Genomic DNA, 17,978 nt, shown 5'->3' on the forward strand with positions numbered 1-17,978 from the left:
CGCATGCTCGCGCGTCCCGTGCCTCGTTGCAGCCGCGCAGTCGTGGGGTGGGCGAAGGATTCCAGGCGCCTTGCGGCACCCTCGGGAGTCGAACCCTGGGACCCCGTTAACCCTCGCCCTCCGGCCCGCGCGGCCGAATTTCTGTGTGGTTCGTCCGGCCATGCGGGCATGGGGACATGCGGGCACGGGGACATGCGGGCATGGGCGCCGGAAACGGAATGACCGAGCTACGGACCTCGCGGCCCGGCGGAACTCGAATCCGCGACCTCCGCGAGGAACCCTCGCGGCGCACTACCGATGACCGTCCCCGATCGGCCCGCAGGGCCGTCGGACGTGTGGGATGGGAAGGATGACGCCGGCGCGTCACCTCGGGCGAGGGACGCCGCAACGGTCACGCGGACATGGGGCAGCGGACGATCGTGTCCTGACGGACACCGGGCCTCGCGCCTGACGGCGGAGGGAGCCGATTTAAGAGATCACCGTCCGCTATCGGCCCGCGCGGCCGACGCTTCCCCTGGATCGTGGCCGCTCAAGACCCGGACGGGCGCAGGCGGCGACACGGAGGTCGTTGCTCTTCATGCCATGCTCCGTCGAGGCGGGGCCAGAAAGGGACGCGGGCGTGAAAACGGGCGATCGGGGTTTCGTTGTGCAGAACGGGGAACCGAGCGCCGACCGGCCCGCGCCGGTGGTATTGCTGTCGAACTGCCGGTCATGAACGATCGAGGGCGGACGGGTCATTTCACCCCCGCGGCTCGCCTGCCGCGAACGTCCTCAAGGGAAGCGATCACCTCGGATCACCGGCCCGGCAGGCCGATGGGCGGTTGAGTACGGCCACGCCGTGCCTTGCGTCAACCCGAAACTTGAAAATTCTTTCAGTTTCGACCATCTCCTCACCATGGCTCTCCCGACCGACCTGCCCAGCCCGATCACCCCCGCCCAGATCCGCGCCGGCCGCGGATTGCTCAAATGGACGCAAGGGGTCCTGGCCAGCCGCGCCGCAGTCTCGGTGGTGACGCTGAACATGATCGAGAGCGATCAGGTCGCCCCCCGGGCCAAGACGCTGACCTCGATCCGCACGGTGCTCGAAGGGGAGGGTATCCGCTTCATCGGCAGCGAGAGCGAAGGGTTCGGGGTCGTGATGCGGCCGAGAGCGCGGCCCGAGGAACCCGTCCCGAGCGAAACCCCCAAAAAAGCGACGTCGAGATCCATGCGGGCGGCCGGGTGAGCGCCCGCATCGATCTCAACGCCGATCTCGGCGAGGGTTTCGGGCCCTGGCGCATGGGCGACGACGCCGCGCTGCTCGACATCGTCACCTCGGCCAACGTGGCCTGCGGCTTCCATGCGGGCGATCCCCACATCATGGTCGAGACGGTGCTCGCGGCGCGGGCGCGGGGCGTTGCCGTCGGCGCCCATCCGGGGTTTTCGGACCTGCGCGGCTTCGGCCGGAACCGGATTCTGGAGAGTCCGAGCCGGATCGAGCGGGACGTCGCCTACCAGATCGGGGCGCTCCAGGCCTGCGCGGCGCTGGCCGGCGGCCGGGTCACCCACGTCAAGGCGCACGGGGCGCTGGCCAATCTCGCCAACGAGGACGACACCATCGCCGCAGCGATCGCCCGCGCGGTCGCGGCGGTCGATCCGAGCCTCGTCCTCGTCGTCATGCCGGGGCTCCCGGCCGAGCGGGCGGGCGAGCGCGCCGGCCTGCGGCTCGCCCGCGAGATCTACGCCGACCGGGGCTACGCCGCCGACGGCACCCTGCTGCCCCGCGCCGCGCCCGGTGCGGTGATCCACGACCCGCAGGCCGCCGCCGAGCGCGTCGCCCGCATGGTCGGCGCGGGCGCCGTGTTCACGGCGGACGGCCGGTCGATCCCGGTGGCGATCGACACCGTCTGCGTCCACGGCGACGGCGCGGCGGCGTTGACCCTCGCCCGCACGGTCCGCGCCGGGCTGGAGGCGGCGGGCCTCACCCTGCAGCCCTTCGCCGGGTCGTGATCCGGCGGATGCGGCAGCGCGGTGGGAATCGAGGGATCGAAACCGGAGCGCTCACGGTTTCTTGACCGGCGCGGGCCTGGAGGAAACCTCAGGTGCAGCGCGCGCGTGGCAGAGTTCAGGATACCCGGACCGACATGAAGACACTCCCGTCCGGCGATGGCTTCGTCGTGCCGCCGCGCCCCACCCGGGTCACCGCCGCCGAGACGCCCCGCGGCCCGCTCGCCTCCTCCATGATCGTCTTCGCGATCATCGTGGCCGGCCTCTATCTCGGCCGCGAGGTGCTGATCCCGATCGCGATCGCGGTGCTGCTCTCCTTCGTGCTGGGGCCGCTCGTGAACCTGCTGCGCCGGCTGCGGCTCGGCCGCTTCGTCGCGGTCCTGTTCACGGTGCTGCTCGCCACCGGGGTGATGGGCGCGCTCGCCACGGTGATCGGCGTGCAGGTCGCCGACCTCGTGCAAGACGTTCCGCGTTACCAGCACACGATCGAGCGCAAGATCGAGGGCCTGCGCGAGGGGCCCCTCGGCCGGACCATGGACTATGTCACCAACATCAATCGGGCGATCCACCAGGGCGGCGCCGAGGAGAACAAGGAGGAGGCCGAACGGTCCAAGCGCGAGCAGCAGGCGCGGCAGGACGAGGCCGCCCGGACCGGCACCAAGCCGGAGGCGGAGCCGGCCAAGCCGATGCTGGTCCAGGTGGAGGAGCGCCGCCCGAGCCCGTTGGAGATCGCCAGCGCGGTGCTCTCGCCGGTGGTGCAGCCCCTCGCCACCGCGGGCATCGTCGTGGTGGTGCTCCTGTTCATCCTGATGCAGCGGGAGGACCTGCGCGACCGCCTAATCCGGCTCGCCGGCTCCAGCGACCTGCACCGCACCACCGTGGCGATGGACGATGCGGCGCGGCGGCTGTCGCGCTACTTCCTCGGCCAGCTCGCCCTCAACACCGCCTTCGGCGTCGTGATCGGCGTCGGCCTCTGGATCATCGGCGTGCCGAACCCGGTGCTGTGGGCGATCTTCTCCGCGACGATGCGGTTCGTGCCCTATATCGGCGCCGTCCTCTCGGCGATCCTGCCCCTGGCGCTGGCGGCTGCGGTCGATCCCGGCTGGGGCATGGTGCTCGCCACCCTGATCCTGTTCGCGGTGATCGAGCCGCTGGTCGGCCACGTCATCGAACCCTTGGTCTACGGCCACTCGACCGGGCTCTCGCCCTTCTCGGTGCTGGTCTCGGCCCTGTTCTGGACCTGGCTGTGGGGACCGGTCGGGCTGCTGCTCTCGACGCCGCTGACCGTCTGCCTCGTGGTGCTCGGACGCCATGTCGAGCGGCTCGAGTTCCTCGACGTGCTGTTCAGCAACCGCCCGGCGCTGACGCCGGTCGAGAACTTCTACCAGCGCATGCTCGCCGACGACCCCGAGGAGGCCCAGGAGCATGCCGAGCTGATCCTGCGGGAATGCTCGCTCTCGGCCTATTACGACGACGTCGTGCTCCGGGGCCTCGAACTCGCCGCCCGCGACGCCGCCCGCGGCGTGCTGACACCGGATCAGAAGGAGGACATCCGCGCCTCGATCACCGCGCTCGTCGAGGATCTGGAGGAGCGCAAGGACGGGGTGCCCGAGCCCTCGTCCAAGGCGGCCAAGCTGATCCCGACCGCGACCGGGGACGGAGAGAGCGCCTGCTCGAGCGAGCCGATCCCCGACCCGTCGCCCGAGGATCTGCCCGAGGCGTGGCGCCGGGAGGGGGCGGTGCTGCTCGTCTCCGGGCGCGGCTTCCTCGACGGGGCGGCGGCGGCCATCGCCGACCAGCTCCTGCGCAAGCGCGGCTTCGGCACGAGGCCGGTCTCCTTCGCCGAGGTCGCCCGGGTCCGGCTCGCCACCTGGGAACCCGGGGAGCCGCAGGCGGTCTGCGTGATCTCGCTGGCACTGAGCGGCGAGCCGACGCATCTCAGCCGCCTCGTCGGCCGGCTGCGGCGCAAGCTCGACACCGTGCCGATCGTCGCCGGCCTGTGGCGCCTCGACGAACCGGCCCTCTCGGACGAGCGGCTGCGGGCCAAGCTCGGCGCCGACGACCACGTCACGTCGCTGCGCGACCTCGTCGAGACCCTGCTGACCCTCGCCCGGGACGGCGGGACCGCGACCGAACCCGAACGGCGCGACGCCGCCACGCCCCCGCGTCAGGCGCTGCCGGAGCCGGAGCCGGCCTGACCGTCCCTCAGCCGGCGGCCGAGCGACGGGCCAGCGCCACCACCTGCTCCGGGGTCGGCGGGTTGGCCGGGTGGTGGCTGAGGCAGAGCGGCGCGCGCAGCTTGAACGGGCGTCCCGAGCCCTCCGTGGCGAAGTAGAACTCGCCCGCCCCGAGCCGCCCGATGTCGCTGGCGCTGCCGCCGCTGGCCGCCAAAATCTCCTGGGCCGCCGCGATGGTGGCCGGGGAGGCTTGGCGGCCGAAGAACTGGGTCGTGCAGTTCGAGACGATCTGGTTGTGGATGCCCCGCGGCACCTGCGTCGCCACGATCATGCCGAGCCCGTATTTGCGCCCCTGCGCCACCAGCTTGATGCCGCTGCCCAGGCTCGCGGTGCTTCGGCCGGAGGGCAGGAAGGTCTGCGCCTCGTCCACCACGTAGAGCAGGCCGCGGGGCGAGGGGTTCTTCTTGATCCAGCCGAACAGAGCCATCTGGAGCCGGTTGACGAAATCCTCTCGGGCCGCGTCCGAGCCGAGGCCGGACAGATTGACGACCGAGATCCGCGTCCGGGCGGCGTCGGCTCCGTAGAACAGGCGCGCGGGATCGAGCACCGTCCCGTCGACCTTGAGGAGCGGGTTGGTGGCAACCGCCGCGTGGAGTTGGTCGGCCATGCCGGCGGCAAGTCTTTGGGAATTACCGATCCGGCTGGCGCCGTCCGGCAGGTCGCCGAGCAATGCCGTGAAATCGGCGAGATCGCCGCCGCCGCGGTCGGCGAACAGGCTCAGCGCATCGGACAGCACCCCACGCGGGAGCTGCCGCGACGCATTCGCGAGGGGCGCCAGTGTCTCGGCCGCCATCTCGATCGCCTGCTGGCGCTCGTCAGGGTCTTCGCCGACGCTCGCGAAATCGGGCATCGCCGCGAGAAACAGGGGATTGCCGGCGCGACGGCCGGGCGTCCAGACCATCACCTCCACGCTCTCCCGGTAGCGGGCGGCCTTGGCGTCGTCCTCGGGCGAGAAGGCGCCCGGCCGCTCCGGCCAGGGCTCGCCCAGCCGCGACAGATCGTTGTTGGGATCGACCACGATGGCCGGGATGCCGGCGAGCGCCGCCTCTTCGACGAGGCGGCGCAGCATGACGGTCTTGCCCGAACCGGATCCGGCGATGATCGCGGTGTGGCGCGGCAGCAGCCCCAGGGGCAGGCTCACGGGCGGGGCCTCGGGGGTGAGCCGGCGCCCTACCGGGATCGCCTCCGCGGGCGGGGCCACGGCGGCGCCCGGCGCGGGCACCGCCGGGGGCTTCGGCACGGGACGGATCCGCGGCTCAGGCTGCGGCGCGATGGGTGCATCCGGCTCGGAGGCGGGCAAAAGTCCGGCGGGCAAGGGTCCGGTGGGCAAGGGTCCGGTGGGCAGAAGTCCGGCGAGCGAGGGTGGGGCAGGCAGGGATGGGTTGGACGGGGGCGCGACCGGCGACGCCTCGTCAATGGCGGGCGCCGCCGCGACGGTCGAACCGGCAAGCCCCGCCTTCCGAAAGAACTCCGTTCCGGCGAGGGGCCGCTCGGACCGCAGCCAGCGCTCGAACCGATCGAACCGGCCCTCGGCGGTCGCCCGCTCGCGCAGGGCCCGCAGGGCGGCGAAGCTGCGCAGGTCGTCGTCGCTCGGCTCGATCCACGTGCCGCCCGCGGCCAGGAAGGCGTCGAAGAGCTGCCGCGTCTTGGCCCCGCTCGGCAGGGCCCCGCGGCGCACGATCAGCAGTTCGCGGCCCGGGATCCGGGTGGAGATGCCCGAGGCGGTGAGCGCCGCCCGCAGCCGCGCCTGGAAGGCGATGGCGTTCTGCTGCGGCAGCGCCCGGTAGCAGACGTGGCGCTCGCGGTCGTTCTCGTTCCGGTGGATGAAGGTGAGCCGCCCGTGCAGCGGTGGGATCTTCTGCTCGGGCTCGCCCTTGCTGGCGATGTCGATGGCGTCGTCCGGATCGTCCTCGACGGCGTAGAGGTCGAAGGCGGCCCGCAGGACCTCACCGAGCGTGTTCTCGTCGTCGGCGAGCAGGCCGTCGATGGCGACGGCGCGCTTCTCGGCGGCGAGATCGAAGTTCTCGACCTTCGGCCCCGATTTGGGCGGCGTCGTCTCGATCAGGCTGGGGCATTCCGTCGCCTCGCCCCGGGCGAGGCAGTCGCGGCGGAAGGCGTCGCAGCGCATGAGGATCGTGCGCGGCATCATGCCGGCTTCGGCAGCCGCCGCGATGGCCGCCCCGTCGAACGGCCAGGTCGGGTGCGGCGGCGCGAAGCCGGCCTCGGCATAGGCGGGCGCCAACCGGGCACGGATCAACGCGGCGGCGGCGGTGCAGTCGTTCATGCCCTTGAGGAGGATCGGGGTGTCGAAGCGATGCCGCGTGGCGCGAAGGCCCCGTTCCTCCATGCGCGTCCAGGAATCCGGCAAGCAGGTGACCAGCGTCATCCCACGCCCGCACACGTCATGGATTTCGAGCAGTCCCGCTGCCAACACCTCGGCGAGGCTCGCGCTGGCATCGAGATCGTCCGTCGCAGCGAGCCGGCTCGCGTCGATCACCCCGTCGATCTGGTCCAACGCGATGAGCGTCGGTCCGCTCAGCCCCATGATCCACGACAGGCCGCGCACGACTTCGACCGGTGCCGGAGGCGGCGTGCGGAAGCCCAGGGCCGCGCGTTCAGCCGGGTCGGCCTCGTAGCCCTGCAGCCACGCATGGGCCAGCCCGACTGCGCTCAAATCCTGCGTTCGCAACAGGCACAACGCGCGGAACACATCCTGATGCTTCAGCGCCCGCGCGGCATCGACGCTCATCAAGGCGCGGACGAGCAGGTCGACGATGCGGCGCGCATCGATGTTGGGCGTGTTGAACGCTTCCTCGACCTGCTTCTCGACGCGGAATCGACGCGCCACCCCTGCGAGCACAGCGTCAGATTGCCGGCGCCCATCCGGCATTGTTTGAAGCAGACCGGTGACGAAGCTGAGCGCAGCGCTCCGCCAGAAATCCGTCAGACCGAGCACGTCGAGGAGCACGAACCAGCCGCCCGAGCGCCAGACCTCACGGCGAACCTGCCCAACCAGATGCGTCTTGCCGACACCCGATTGGCCGACGAGTGCGCGCCCGAGCGCCCGCTGGCCAGGCTGGCGCTGCTCTTCGTGGAGGGCGTCGACAAGATCGGACACGCGCACGTCGTTCGGGCCGCCCGTCGGCTCCACGTCGAGCCAGACGCTGTCGAGGGTGCGCACCCAATCGAAATCGACCCGGCGCAGGGCGTCGAGGGCTTGGTTCATGACTGGATCCAGAGGAGGTGGAACGGCTCGCCAGCCGGGCTGTAAGCGGCCTCGCGCTCCGCTGCGTCGATGGCCTTCGGATCGTTGAGCTGGCTCAACCCCGCCGTCCGATCCCCCTTGAGGATCGCCGCGAGCCCGGCATCGACCGTGGCACGGTCGAGATCGGACAGGCGGGCCCGCAGCGCGCTCAGGCGCACCGCCGTGGCCCGCTCGCCGCCGGTGATCGCCAGATAGGCCTCCTCGATGCGGGCGCGGAGTTTTTTGGGGGAAAACGCCTTCGCGGACTTGGTCTCCGGCGCGCGCCTCGGCTTCGGCGCGGCCTTCGGCTTGGCGGCGGCTTTTTCAGAAAGCGCCTTCTTGGCAAGAGCCTCCTTGGCGGGAGCCTCCTTGGCAGAAGTCTTCTTGGCGGGAGCCTTCCCGGTAGGAACCTTGGCCTTCGCGGCGGGCGCGGCCTCCGGCTCGGGGGGAAGCCCGACGAGGTCGGCGAGCGCCGCGCCGGTGGCGTCGAGATGGCGGTGGATCAGGGCGAGCCAGTCCTGGAGGACGCGGGCGCCGGGGGGGAGCGGGTCGCGCAGATGGTCGCCGGCCCAGGCCCAGCCCCGGTCGGTCACCTCAAGCCGGAGCGAGCGGCCCTGTCGGGTCGCCTCGAGGAAGCGGCCGGCGACCAGGGCCTCGCGGTCGGCCCGCTCGACCCGCGGAACAATCTCGCTCTGGAGGGCGGCGCCGTGGCGGCCCAGCAGGCACCAGAGGATCAGCGCCTGTGTCGGGGTCGGCGTATCGGTCATGGAGGGGTCGTCTCCGTCACGGGGCGCCGCAGGCGGACCACAGCGCGGATTTTTTCCAGGGTGCGGGCGAGGTCGGTCTCGACCTGCCGGTTGGTGATGCGCAGGACGAGATAGCCCGCCGCCAGCAGCACGGCATCGCGGTGGCGGTCGGCCTCGAACAGGGCGGGCGCCCGGTGCTCGGGCCCGTCGAGCTCCACCACGATCGCGTGGGCGCGGCAGAGCAGGTCGACGCGCGGATGCGGCCCGAACCCGGGCAGGCGCACCGTCTCGTTGCCCGAAAACAGCCCGGCGAGTTCCGCGTCGCCCGCGAGCGCCGCCTCGACCCGCCGCTCGACGGCGCTGTTCGGATGGGCGCGGGAGCACGGCGGGACGAAGCGCTCGGTGAGCGGCGCGGCCTCCCGCGCGAGTTCGCAGGCGCCGTAGAGGATGCGGTCGTAGGGCGGGCTCTCCGGTGGATGGGCAGGGAGAACGGCGACGGTCGCCGCCCCCGCGCCGGCGCACCACCCGAGCGCCTCGATCACCGGCGCGGCGCGGGCGGGCGAGCCCGGATCGACCTCGGCGACGAGGATCAGCCCGGACGGGTCGAGAGCCAGGAGGAGTTGGGCGAGTTCCACCTCCCGCGCCGCCCGCCGGAACCGGGGCGGTTGGCCCCTGGCGGCGCGCTTGGCCGCCGCCCGCAGCCAGGGCCCGGAGCGGCGCGGATCACCGGCCGCGGCCTGCGCCTCCATGCCAGTCCCGTCGGGCCAGCGGGCCAGGGCCAGTTCGGCGAGGTCGTCGAGCAGCCGGTCGAGGATCGCCGCAGCCCCGGGCAGCCCGTCGGTCGCCAGGAGGAGGCTGCCGCGCCCGGGATCGAGCGCCGCAGCGAGCGGCCCGGGGCCGAGCCCGATCACCGTGAGCCGGCCACCGGAGGCGAGGCCGGCGACCCGCCCGGACAGTTCCGCGAGGTCGAGCCGCGGCCGCGCCGAGAGGCCGAACGGGGCGGATGGATGCACGTGGGCGTCGCCTTCCCGGCACCGGGGGTTCTTTGAAAGGCGACCCGGTTGCGTCCCGGAATTTGGAGCACAGGTTGTCGGCGCTGACTAGCCGGTTGTCCCCGGCCCGGGGGGAACCGCTACAAAATGCGGGCGCGGCGGGTTGACGCCGCCGCCGCCGGCGGCTTCGCTCCCCCGGTCAACGGGAGGCTGTCCCCTCGCATGAGCGTCGTCGATCTCGCCCGGTTCATGGAAGACCTCGCCACCCAGTCCGGAGCGGCGATCCTGCCGTTCTTCCGGGCGCATTTCGGCCTGGACGACAAGTCTCACGGCACCAGCCGGGCCTTCGACCCCGTCACCGAGGCCGACCGGGCGGCGGAGGCCGTGATGCGGCGGATGATCACGGATCAGCTCCCGCATCACGGCATCCTCGGCGAGGAGTTCGGCGCCGAGCGGGCGGACGCGGAATGCGTCTGGGTGCTCGACCCGATCGACGGCACCCGCGCCTTCATCAGCGGCCTGCCGACCTGGGGGACGCTGATCGGCCTCACCCATCACGGCGCGGCGGTGCGCGGGCTGATGCACCAGCCCTATCTCAACGAGCGCTTCCTCGGCGACGGCAAGACCGCGAGCGTGCGCACGGCCAAGGGCGAACGGCGCCTGCACACCCGCCGCGCCGACGCGCTCGCCGACGCGATCCTCGCCACCACGGATCCGCGCCTGTTCGCCGAGGGCGAGGAGGCCGAGGGCTTCCGCGCGGTCGAGGGCACGGTGCGGATGTCGCGCTACGGGACCGATTGCTACGCCTACTGCATGCTGGCGGCGGGGCAGATCGACCTCGTGGTCGAGGCTGGGCTGAAGCCCTACGACATCGTCGCGCTCATCCCCATCGTCGAGGGCGCGGGCGGTGTCGTGACCGCCTGGGACGGCGGCCCGGCGACCGGCGGCGGGCGCATCGTGGCGGCGGGCGATCCGCGTCTGCACGAGGCGGCCCTGCGGCGGCTCGCACCCTAGGAGCCGCCAGGGCCACGCCCCCCGTCGAGAGCGGCGCGCCGGATCAGTAGCTCTGGGTCGGCCGGTCGAGGACGCGCCGGCCCATCAGGCTGGCGGCCAGATCCACCATGAGGAGGGCGGTGCGCCCGCGCTCGTCGAGGAACGGGTTGAGCTCGACGAGATCGAGGCTGCCGACGAGGCCGGAATCGTGGAGCATCTCCATGATGAGATGGGCTTCCCGGAAGGTCGCGCCCCCCGGCACCGTGGTGCCGACGCCGGGCGCGATGTCGGGATCGAGGAAATCCACGTCGAGGCTCACGTGCAGGCGCCCGCCCGCCGCCGCGACCCGGCCGAGGAACGCCCGGAGCGGGGCGACCACGCCGGCCTCGTCGATGGTCCGCATGTCGTGGACCATCACCCCGGCGTCGCGCACCGCCGCGCGCTCCGCCGGATCGAGGCTGCGCGTGCCCATCAGGCAGACATGGCGCGGATCGATGGGGGCGGGCGGGGGCGGCAGGAACCCCTCGAAGCCGGGGAGGCCGGTGGCGTAGGCCAGGGGCACGCCGTGCAGGTTGCCGCTGGTGGTGGTGTGCAGGGTGTGGAAATCCGCATGCGCGTCGAGCCAGAGCACGAAGAGCGGGCGGCCCTCGGCGGCCGCCCGGCGCGCGAGGCCGCACAAAGTCCCGGCCGACAGGCTGTGGTCGCCCCCGAGGAAGATCGGGATGCCCTCGGCGCTGGCCGCGTAGGCCGCCTCGGACAGGATCGCGGTCCAGGCCGCGAAGGCGCCGAGATGGCGCAGGGTGGCGTTGGGATGGGCCGGATCGACGACGCCGGCCGGCGGCGCGAGGTCCCCGGCATCGACGATGGCGTGCCCGAGGCCGGACAGGGTCTCGGCGAGGCCCGCCGCGCGGTAGGCGCTCGGCCCCATGTCGCAGCCCAGGCGCCCGGCTCCCTCCTGGACGCGGGCGCCGATGAGGGTGCAGCGCGGTTGGGTGGTCGGCAATTCGGTCATGGTCCGTTTTGTCTCGCGTCCGGTCCGAAGCCGCCGTTCCGGCGCCTCTCGGCCGGGCGGCCCCCTGCGAGGGTCATGCCGTGACCGGGCGGAAACGGACAAGGCGGCTCAACCCCGGGATGCGTCCTCTGCAACCCCGCGGACCGGCGCAAGGCGGATCAGGCGATCGCCCGGGCCTCGGCGGAGGCAGCCTGCGCCGGGAGCGCGTGGCCGGGCACGAACGCGTCGAAGGCCGCCCAGAAATCGGCCCGCACCGCGTCGCACTCGGTCAGGATCTCGTGGCGGGCCCCGGGCAGGACGATGAGATGGCCCGTCTTCAGCCGCGCGGCGAAGCGTTCGGTCGCGGGCGTGCTGCAGACGGGGTCGGCGCCGGCCGCGACGATGAGGCAGGGGGTGCGGATGCGCCGGATCGTGGCCGGCCGGGCGAGGATCCGCATCGCCCGGAAGGCGGCGGCGAGCCAGGCGATGGTCGGGTCGCCGATCGCGCCCGCGCCGACCGCGCGGGCCGCCGCGGCGTTGCGGGCGTAGCGCGCCGGATCGGTGGAGAGGCGGTTGCCGGCAAACGGCTTCGTGGCGAGCGAGGTGGGTTTGCCGAAGGGGATGAAGCAGCGCCCCAGTCCGAGCCGCTGCAGGGCGCGGGCGAGCACCGAGGCGCCGGCCGGCCAGCGTACCATGCGGATGCCGAGCATCGGCGCGACCGTGACGAGGCGCCGGAACGGCAACTGACCCTGGGCGGCCACCGAGAGCGCCACCGCGCCGCCCATGGAATGGGCAAGCCCGAAATGCGGCTCGGGCATCGAGGGCACCAGAACCTGCTCGGCCACGGCCAGGAGATCGAGGCGGTAATCGTCGAAGCGGCGGACATGCCCTTTCCGGGCGTCGCGCACCTGCCGGCCGGAATCGCCCTGACCGCGCCAGTCGAAGGCCACGACGCAGAAGCCGCGGGCCCGCAGGTCGCCGATCGTCTCGTAGTACTTCTCGATGAACTCGGCCCGGCCCTGAAGCAGGCAGACCGTGCCCTTCACGCTGCGCGTGGTCGGGCGCCAGGTGGCGGCGCGCAGGGGCACGCCGTCGGCGGTCTCGACGGGCACGAGCCGGGCCCCCGGCGGGACCGGATTGTCGGGGCTGGGTCGCAGCGTCAGCACGGCCGGCTCATTCCCCGTTTTCTACCCCGCTTCCCCGAAAAAATCCGCACCGGAACCGTCTTGCACGGGTTCGAGGGCCCCCCAATATCACGGATGCGCCGGCCGTTACGGCGGCGCGACGGTCCGGCCCCCGGGCGGACCTGAACCATACACAGCATGTTGCTTCTTTCGGAGGATATGTGATGCGTCAGTTCGATCTGGCTCCCCTGTACCGTTCCACGGTCGGCTTCGACCGCCTGTTCGCGGCCCTCGACGGTTACGTGAGCGCCGAGTCCGCGCCGACCTATCCACCCTACAACATCGAGCGCACCGCCGAGAACGTCTACCGCGTGACCGTGGCGGTGGCCGGCTTCACCGAGGCCGATCTGTCGATCGAGGTGAAGGAGAACGCGCTCACCATCCGGGGCGAGCGCCAGCCGGCCGAGAACAAGGCCGAGATCCTCCACCAGGGCATCGCCGCCCGCGCCTTCGAGCGCCGCTTCCAGCTCGCCGACCACGTCCAGGTGACCGGCGCGGCCCTGGAGAACGGCCTCCTCCATGTCGATCTCGTCCGCGAGGTTCCGGAGGCGAAGAAGCCGCGCCGCATCGAGATCGCCGCCGGCGCGCCGCGCCGTCCGGTGATCGAGGGTTCGGTGCAGCAGGCCGCGTAACCCGCTCTCCCGCATCGGCCCGAGGGGCGCACGCCGCCGCTCGGACCCAGCCGATGCGGCCGTGACCGGAAAGACCTGCCTTTTCAGGGGAGCGCCCCGGCCGCGAGGCCGGGGCGTTTTCGTGCCGTCTCGCCCCATGCGCCCAAGGGGCGGGACCGATGGAGAGGGCTCAAAAATCGCCGAAGCGGTCGTTCCGGCTGGGCTCGTAGCAGGTATAGCCGATGAAGCAGGCGCCCGTGTCGCGGGCCGGCACGAAGGCGCGACGGCCGATCTCGGTGGGTTCGCAGAAATTGCGGTCGCGCACGAAGCGGTCATAGGTCTGGCCGCCGGTGCCGAGCACCGCGGCGCCCTGGCGCAGGACCACGGCCCGGGCTTGGTCGCAGGTGAGGTCGAGGGTCGAGGGGCGCTGGGCCGCGGCGGGGTTCAAACCGGCGGCGAGCAGCGTGGCGGCGAGGGCGAGGCGCATGGGACGGGTCCGGCGGAGGCGGCGTGCCTCCTCAACCGGCCGCCCTCACGGATGTATCCCGTCGAGTTCGGGCAGCAGGACGACGCTTTCCTGCTCGTTCGGATCGGTGCGGGCGATGATCGCCGTGCAAGGCGCGCTCGGGCTCGGATTGTAGGGCAGGTGCGGCATGCCCGCCGGGATGTAGAGGTAGTCGCCGGGCCGCAGCTCGGCGTGGTGCTCCAGCTGCTCGCCCCACCACATGCGGGAGGTGCCCGACAGGGCGTAGATCGCGGTCTCGTGGCCCTCATGCTTGTGGGCCTTCGCCCGCGCACCCGGCGGGATCGTCACCATCTGGAGGTGGATCCCGGTGGCGCCGGCCGATTCCGCCGAGATACCCGGGGCGTAGAACAGGGCCTGCTTGCCGGTGAAGGTCGCGCCGGCCTGCACCACCCGGCAGACGGCGCCGTCCCGCGGGGCCACGGCTACAGATCCCCGAAGGCGAGCTGGCCCTGGCGGGCGGGCGGGCGCGGGGTCGATCTGGCCGCGGTCCGGCCCGCCGATTTCGCGGTGGACCGCTTCGGACGCGGATTGGGATCGGCCCGCAGGCGCGCCTTGGCCCGGTCGCGGGCGACCGCCTCGGGCGCGTGGGGATCGTCGTCGAGCCACTTGCCGCGCTTGAGCACCTCGTTGACCCGGCCCTGGTTGACGCCGACCTTGAAGGCGATCTCCTGCTGGGTCATGCCGGTGGCGGCGTGGAGCTCCTGGATCGTGCGGGCGAGTTCGGGGGTCATCTTCTGGCCCGTCAGGCGACGGGCCGGACGCACCGTGCGGGTCTGGCGATCGCGCTCGCGCAGGCGCTCCAGCAGGGCGAGCGCCATGTGCATCCCGTGCTCGCGCAGGGCCTCCTCGAACTCCTTCAGGGTGGCCATGTCCGGCTCCTCGCCCGATCCCGTCGGGGTCTGCGGCACAACGCCGGGCCCGCCCCCAGGCTGTCGACCAGAAGATGCGCCCGCGCTCCGGGATGGCAAGCCTGGGCCCGCCCCTGTCCACCGGGAAAGGGCAGGGGAACGGGCCGGGGCAGGGTCGGAACGCGCCGCTTGGCCCCCCCGACCGGCTCGGCTACACCGCTGACCCGACAGGATCGCGCGAGAGCCTCTTCGACATGATCAGCCCCATCCTTCCGGTCTCCCGCGCCGAGGCGGCGCCCGGCGCGCCCGCCCTCGTCGAGGCGCTGGAGAGCGGCTCGGTGCTGGTCTTCCGCGATCTCGACTTCCCCCTCGACGCCTTCGAGCGGCGTTTCGTCGAGCGGCCCTTCGCCGACGGCAAGGCCAAGAACGTCAACATCCGGGGCGAGAGCGCCGCTCTGAAGGGCGCGGCCGGCAGCGAGGAGGAGCAGGCCCGCCTGCGGGACATGCTGGTGCGCTACCGCCGCTTCGCGCAGGACCTCATCGACACCTACCTTCCGGCCTATACCAGCAAGGTCACGCTGGCCGGCACCTCCTACCGGCCCTTCGACGTCGACAAGCGCAAGCTGAGCTGGCGGCGCGACGACACCCGGATGCATGTCGACGCCTTCCCCTCGAACCCGCTCGGGGAGCGGCGCATCCTGCGCATCTTCCGCAACATCAACGCCGAGGGGCAACCGCGGCACTGGCGCGTCGGCGAGGACTTCGGCGCGATGGCGGAAAAATTCCTGCCGACGCTGCCTGGCTATTCCGGCCTCTCGGCGAGCCTGCTCGCCGCGCTCAAGATCACCAAGGCCAAGCGCTCGGAATACGACCACCTGATGCTGCACCTCCACGACGCGCTCAAGCGCGATCTGGACTACCAAGCGAGCGCCCCGCAGGCGGACGTGCATTTCCAGCCCGGCGAGACCTGGGTGACCTTCTCGGACCTCGTGATGCATGGCGCCATGGGCGGCCGCTACATGCTGGAGCAGACCGGCTATCTCGCGGTGACGGATCAGGCCGACCCGGAGAAGAGCCCGCAGCGGATTCTCGCCAGGAAGCTCGGGCGCCCCCTGCGGCACTGAGCGCGGCCGGATCGAACGCTCCCTCGCGCCGCCGGGACGAGGCGCTCAACCCGGCGGCACCGGGTCTCCCTCGGCGCCGGTGAATTCCCGCCACAGCAGGACGAGCGCGGCCATCACCGCCGGGCCGACGAACAGGCCGACGAGGCCGAAGCTCTCGACGCCGCCGAGGATGCCGAGCAGCACCCAGAGGAAGGGCAGGCGGGTGGTCCCGCCGATCAGGACCGGCCGCACGAAATGGTCGGCCACGAAGGTCACGACGAAGCCCGCGGCGACGACGATCGCCGCCGGGACCACGGCGCCCTTGGCGAGCAGCAGGGCGGCGGCGAGCCCGAAGGCGAGGGGGGCGCCGAACGGGATCATCGCGGCGACCGCCGTGAGCGCGCCGAGCAGCACCGGATGGGGCACGCCGGCGAAGAAATAGACGATCCCGAGCAGGACGCCCTCGCCGAGGCCGACCAGCACGAGGCCATCGACGGTGCCGTGCACCGAGGCGACCATCTGGCGGGCGACGCGCTCGCCGCGGGGGCCGAACAGGCGCTGGCTCGCGGTCAGCGCCTGCCCGGTCAGGGCCAGCCCGTCGCGGAACAGGAAGAACAGCGCGAGCAGGCAGAAGCCGACGAGCACGACCCGGTGCACCAGCCCCGCCCCGAGGGTGCGGGTGAGGTCGCGGTTCGAGGCGGTGTCGAGGCGCGTCGTCAGTTCATGCGCCCAGCCCGAATGGGCGAGATGGGTGTTCCACCACGCGGTGACGGCCTCCGCGCCGAAGGGCAGGTGGGCGACGAGGTCGGGCACGGCGATGCCGGAGCGCTCCGCCTCGCGGGCATAGGCGAGGAGGTCATGGGCCTCCCGCACGGCCTCGACCGCGAGGATCACCACCGGCAGGAGCAAGGCGAGGGCGACGAGGCCGGTGAAGAGTGCGGGCCAGAGCAGGTTGTGCCGGCCCGGCGGGAAGCGGCGTCGCGCCCGCTCGAACAGCGGCCAGAGCGCGATGGCGAGCACCACGGCCCAGACCAGCGCCCGCAGGAAGTCCGAGAGGATGTAGAGGCCGAGCCCGAGGAGCCCGATGGCGAGGCCGGCGCGGGCAAGCGCCTGCAGCCGGTCGGTCTCCCGGGCGGATGGGGATCGGGTGTCGTCCTGGGGATGCATCGTCCGCCTCGCTTACGCCTTGCGCCCGGGCGTCGGAGCGCGAGGACTTCGCGGCGCGGGCAATTATGGCGGGCGCCGGCCCGGTCCAGTCCCGCCCGCGGATCTCAGGCGGCGCGGTCGCGCCCCTCCGCCTTGGCCCGGTAGAGCGAGCGGTCGGCCCGCTCGATCGCCTGCGCGACCTCCCGGTCGCCGGGCTCGATCGCCCCGATGCCGAGGCTGATCGTCCAGGGCGGCAGGTCGGGGCTGCGGGCGGCCAAGGCGCGGATCTCCCGACGGATCGCGTCGGCGTACCACGAGGCCTCGGCCCGGCTGCGACCCGGCAGGAGCATCACGAACTCGTCGCCGCCGAGCCGGGCGAGGGGAGCCTCGGCCTCCGGCAGGACGGCGCGGGCCCCCGTCACCAGAGCGGCCAGCACGCGGTCGCCAGTCGCGTGGCCATGCCCGTCGTTGATCGCTTTAAAGTGATCGATGTCGAAGGCGATCACCGCCGTGCCCGGGCGGAGCAGCCCGGGCGCCAGGGCGGCGAGGCCGGCCCGGTTCCAGGCGCCGGTCAGGGGATCGCGCAGGGCCGCCTCGCGCAGGGCGGCCTGGGCGCGCTCGCCCGGCATGGCGATGAGGCCGAGATTGAGCACCGCGAGCAGGAGCTGGTCCGCCAGCATCGGGATGAGCGCGGCCATGTTCACCGCCGCCGTGCCGAAGGCTTCCGCCGCGATCGCCGCGAGGAAAGCCGGGATGTAGCCGAGGAGCGCCGCGCCCGCGATGCGCCGGCCCCGCGGGGCCGAACGGGTCCGCTCGAGGACGAGGCGGCCGCCGACGAGCGCCATCGTCAGCAGGCTGCCGCAGGTGCCGCCGATCCGGGCCCACGCGCTGTCCCCGCCGAAGAGATGGGCCGGCACCCCGTAGCCGAGGCCGGAGACCAGCATCGGCAGCAGCAGCCAAACCGGGAAGGGGGCCCGGCCGTCGAAGCGGCGCACGCCGGTCAGCACCAGGAGGGTGCTCGCGCTGAGCAGGGCGTAGAGAAGGCCGTCCTGGAGAGGGGTATGCGCGGAGTAGTCGTAGCTGCAGATGACCCCTGCGTAGAGCAGCGAGCCGCCGCCCCAGTGCAGGAAGTAGCCCTCGTCGCGGCGCCCGACCCAGAGACAGGCGAACACGCCGAAGAAGGCGAGGCTCGCGAGCATGCTGCACAGGCGCAGGGTGGGAATATCCGGTAGGTCGGACATGGCAATGGGACGATGGAGCCCTGAAATGACCGGTCCCGCCGGGCGACCGGCGCGCGAGGCGACCGCGAATCAGTCGACCCGCCGGCATGACAGCGAGCAAAGCTTGAAACTGCGCCCAGACCGGGGCGGC

At 72.5% G+C, this 17,978-nt stretch carries 16 protein-coding genes; 6 read left to right on the forward strand and 10 right to left on the reverse strand.

The annotated features are described in order from the left end of the window. Positions 1-895 precede the first annotated feature (895 nt). From LW587_RS14000 to LW587_RS14010, 3 genes are all read left to right on the forward strand, one after another. Positions 896-1,225 carry a helix-turn-helix domain-containing protein gene (locus LW587_RS14000; RefSeq protein ID WP_232630201.1) on the forward strand — a complete coding sequence of 110 codons (330 nt, stop codon included), beginning with the start codon at positions 896-898 and terminating at the stop codon, positions 1,223-1,225. Beyond that, positions 1,222-1,989, forward strand: coding sequence for a LamB/YcsF family protein (locus LW587_RS14005; RefSeq protein WP_269780333.1), 768 nt, complete (start codon positions 1,222-1,224; stop codon positions 1,987-1,989). The genes LW587_RS14000 and LW587_RS14005 overlap by 4 nt, the downstream gene beginning before the upstream one ends. Positions 1,990-2,123: 134 nt before the next feature. Further along, positions 2,124-4,184 carry an AI-2E family transporter gene (locus LW587_RS14010; protein ID WP_232630202.1) on the forward strand — a complete coding sequence of 687 codons (2,061 nt, stop codon included), beginning with the start codon at positions 2,124-2,126 and terminating at the stop codon, positions 4,182-4,184. Between the two features lie 7 nt (positions 4,185-4,191). On the opposite strand, the gene LW587_RS14015 is transcribed toward LW587_RS14010, so the two are convergent. The 3 genes from LW587_RS14015 to LW587_RS14025 are packed head-to-tail and all read right to left on the reverse strand — an operon-like array spanning position 4,192 to position 9,226. Then, entirely contained in the window at positions 4,192-7,449 is a 3,258-nt protein-coding gene (locus LW587_RS14015) for an ATP-binding protein (protein WP_232630203.1), read from the reverse strand. Further along, positions 7,446-8,234, reverse strand: a complete 789-nt coding sequence (locus LW587_RS14020) for a hypothetical protein (protein WP_232630204.1) — start codon at positions 8,232-8,234, stop codon at positions 7,446-7,448. Before LW587_RS14020 ends, LW587_RS14015 begins: the two co-directional genes overlap by 4 nt. Further along, on the reverse strand, positions 8,231-9,226 hold the full coding sequence (locus LW587_RS14025; RefSeq protein WP_232630205.1) for an endonuclease domain-containing protein: 996 nt from the start codon (positions 9,224-9,226) through the stop codon (positions 8,231-8,233). Before LW587_RS14025 ends, LW587_RS14020 begins: the two co-directional genes overlap by 4 nt. Before the next feature lie 201 nt (positions 9,227-9,427). On the opposite strand from LW587_RS14025, the gene hisN reads away from it, so the two are divergent. Then, complete coding sequence (gene hisN, locus LW587_RS14030) at positions 9,428-10,219, forward strand: histidinol-phosphatase (RefSeq protein ID WP_232630206.1); 792 nt, start codon at positions 9,428-9,430, stop codon at positions 10,217-10,219. Between the two features lie 43 nt (positions 10,220-10,262). Here the strand turns inward: hisN and rocF are convergent, their stop codons facing one another. Continuing rightward, positions 10,263-11,210 carry an arginase gene (gene rocF / locus LW587_RS14035; RefSeq protein WP_232630207.1) on the reverse strand — a complete coding sequence of 316 codons (948 nt, stop codon included), beginning with the start codon at positions 11,208-11,210 and terminating at the stop codon, positions 10,263-10,265. A 158-nt stretch (positions 11,211-11,368) separates the two neighbouring features. Continuing rightward, entirely contained in the window at positions 11,369-12,355 is a 987-nt protein-coding gene (locus tag LW587_RS14040; protein WP_232630208.1) for an alpha/beta fold hydrolase, read from the reverse strand. A gap of 182 nt (positions 12,356-12,537) precedes the next feature. On the opposite strand from LW587_RS14040, the gene LW587_RS14045 reads away from it, so the two are divergent. Next, entirely contained in the window at positions 12,538-13,005 is a 468-nt protein-coding gene (locus LW587_RS14045) for an Hsp20 family protein (protein WP_232630209.1), read from the forward strand. Positions 13,006-13,174: 169 nt separating this feature from the next. Here the strand turns inward: LW587_RS14045 and LW587_RS14050 are convergent, their stop codons facing one another. From LW587_RS14050 to LW587_RS14060, 3 genes are read right to left on the reverse strand one after another with little or no spacing between them, the layout of a single operon-like run. Next, on the reverse strand, positions 13,175-13,471 hold the full coding sequence (locus LW587_RS14050; protein ID WP_232630210.1) for a hypothetical protein: 297 nt from the start codon (positions 13,469-13,471) through the stop codon (positions 13,175-13,177). Between the two features lie 45 nt (positions 13,472-13,516). Then, positions 13,517-13,930 carry a cupin domain-containing protein gene (locus LW587_RS14055; RefSeq protein ID WP_232630211.1) on the reverse strand — a complete coding sequence of 138 codons (414 nt, stop codon included), beginning with the start codon at positions 13,928-13,930 and terminating at the stop codon, positions 13,517-13,519. 2 nt (positions 13,931-13,932) lie between these two features. After that, a complete protein-coding gene (locus tag LW587_RS14060) occupies positions 13,933-14,379 on the reverse strand; it encodes an RNA polymerase subunit sigma-70 (RefSeq protein ID WP_232630212.1) in 447 nt (148 codons plus the stop codon). A 233-nt stretch (positions 14,380-14,612) separates the two neighbouring features. On the opposite strand from LW587_RS14060, the gene LW587_RS14065 reads away from it, so the two are divergent. Continuing rightward, positions 14,613-15,482 carry a Kdo hydroxylase family protein gene (locus tag LW587_RS14065; RefSeq protein ID WP_232630213.1) on the forward strand — a complete coding sequence of 290 codons (870 nt, stop codon included), beginning with the start codon at positions 14,613-14,615 and terminating at the stop codon, positions 15,480-15,482. A 45-nt stretch (positions 15,483-15,527) separates the two neighbouring features. Here the strand turns inward: LW587_RS14065 and LW587_RS14070 are convergent, their stop codons facing one another. Beyond that, positions 15,528-16,628 carry an AI-2E family transporter gene (locus tag LW587_RS14070; protein WP_232630214.1) on the reverse strand — a complete coding sequence of 367 codons (1,101 nt, stop codon included), beginning with the start codon at positions 16,626-16,628 and terminating at the stop codon, positions 15,528-15,530. 104 nt (positions 16,629-16,732) lie between these two features. Further along, positions 16,733-17,848, reverse strand: a complete 1,116-nt coding sequence (locus LW587_RS14075) for a GGDEF domain-containing protein (RefSeq protein ID WP_232630215.1) — start codon at positions 17,846-17,848, stop codon at positions 16,733-16,735. Positions 17,849-17,978 lie beyond the last annotated feature (130 nt).

Origin of the sequence: Methylobacterium sp. Leaf118 (genome assembly GCF_920984675.1) — a bacterium.
In the GTDB taxonomy this organism is placed as follows: Bacteria; Pseudomonadota; Alphaproteobacteria; order Rhizobiales; family Beijerinckiaceae; genus Methylobacterium.

What these genes read in the sequence shown, in the direction of transcription:
- LW587_RS14015 (WP_232630203.1), bottom strand. Translation starts at nt 7,449, where the DNA reads ATGAACCAAGCCCTCGACGCCCTGCGCCGGGTCGATTTCGATTGGGTG.
- LW587_RS14060 (WP_232630212.1), bottom strand. Translation starts at nt 14,379, where the DNA reads ATGGCCACCCTGAAGGAGTTCGAGGAGGCCCTGCGCGAGCACGGGATG.
- LW587_RS14050 (WP_232630210.1), bottom strand. Translation starts at nt 13,471, where the DNA reads ATGCGCCTCGCCCTCGCCGCCACGCTGCTCGCCGCCGGTTTGAACCCC.
- LW587_RS14065 (WP_232630213.1), top strand. Translation starts at nt 14,613, where the DNA reads ATGATCAGCCCCATCCTTCCGGTCTCCCGCGCCGAGGCGGCGCCCGGC.
- LW587_RS14010 (WP_232630202.1), top strand. Translation starts at nt 2,124, where the DNA reads ATGAAGACACTCCCGTCCGGCGATGGCTTCGTCGTGCCGCCGCGCCCC.
- LW587_RS14020 (WP_232630204.1), bottom strand. Translation starts at nt 8,234, where the DNA reads ATGACCGATACGCCGACCCCGACACAGGCGCTGATCCTCTGGTGCCTG.
- LW587_RS14070 (WP_232630214.1), bottom strand. Translation starts at nt 16,628, where the DNA reads ATGCATCCCCAGGACGACACCCGATCCCCATCCGCCCGGGAGACCGAC.
- hisN (WP_232630206.1), top strand. Translation starts at nt 9,428, where the DNA reads ATGAGCGTCGTCGATCTCGCCCGGTTCATGGAAGACCTCGCCACCCAG.
- rocF (WP_232630207.1), bottom strand. Translation starts at nt 11,210, where the DNA reads ATGACCGAATTGCCGACCACCCAACCGCGCTGCACCCTCATCGGCGCC.
- LW587_RS14075 (WP_232630215.1), bottom strand. Translation starts at nt 17,848, where the DNA reads ATGTCCGACCTACCGGATATTCCCACCCTGCGCCTGTGCAGCATGCTC.
- LW587_RS14000 (WP_232630201.1), top strand. Translation starts at nt 896, where the DNA reads ATGGCTCTCCCGACCGACCTGCCCAGCCCGATCACCCCCGCCCAGATC.
- LW587_RS14045 (WP_232630209.1), top strand. Translation starts at nt 12,538, where the DNA reads ATGCGTCAGTTCGATCTGGCTCCCCTGTACCGTTCCACGGTCGGCTTC.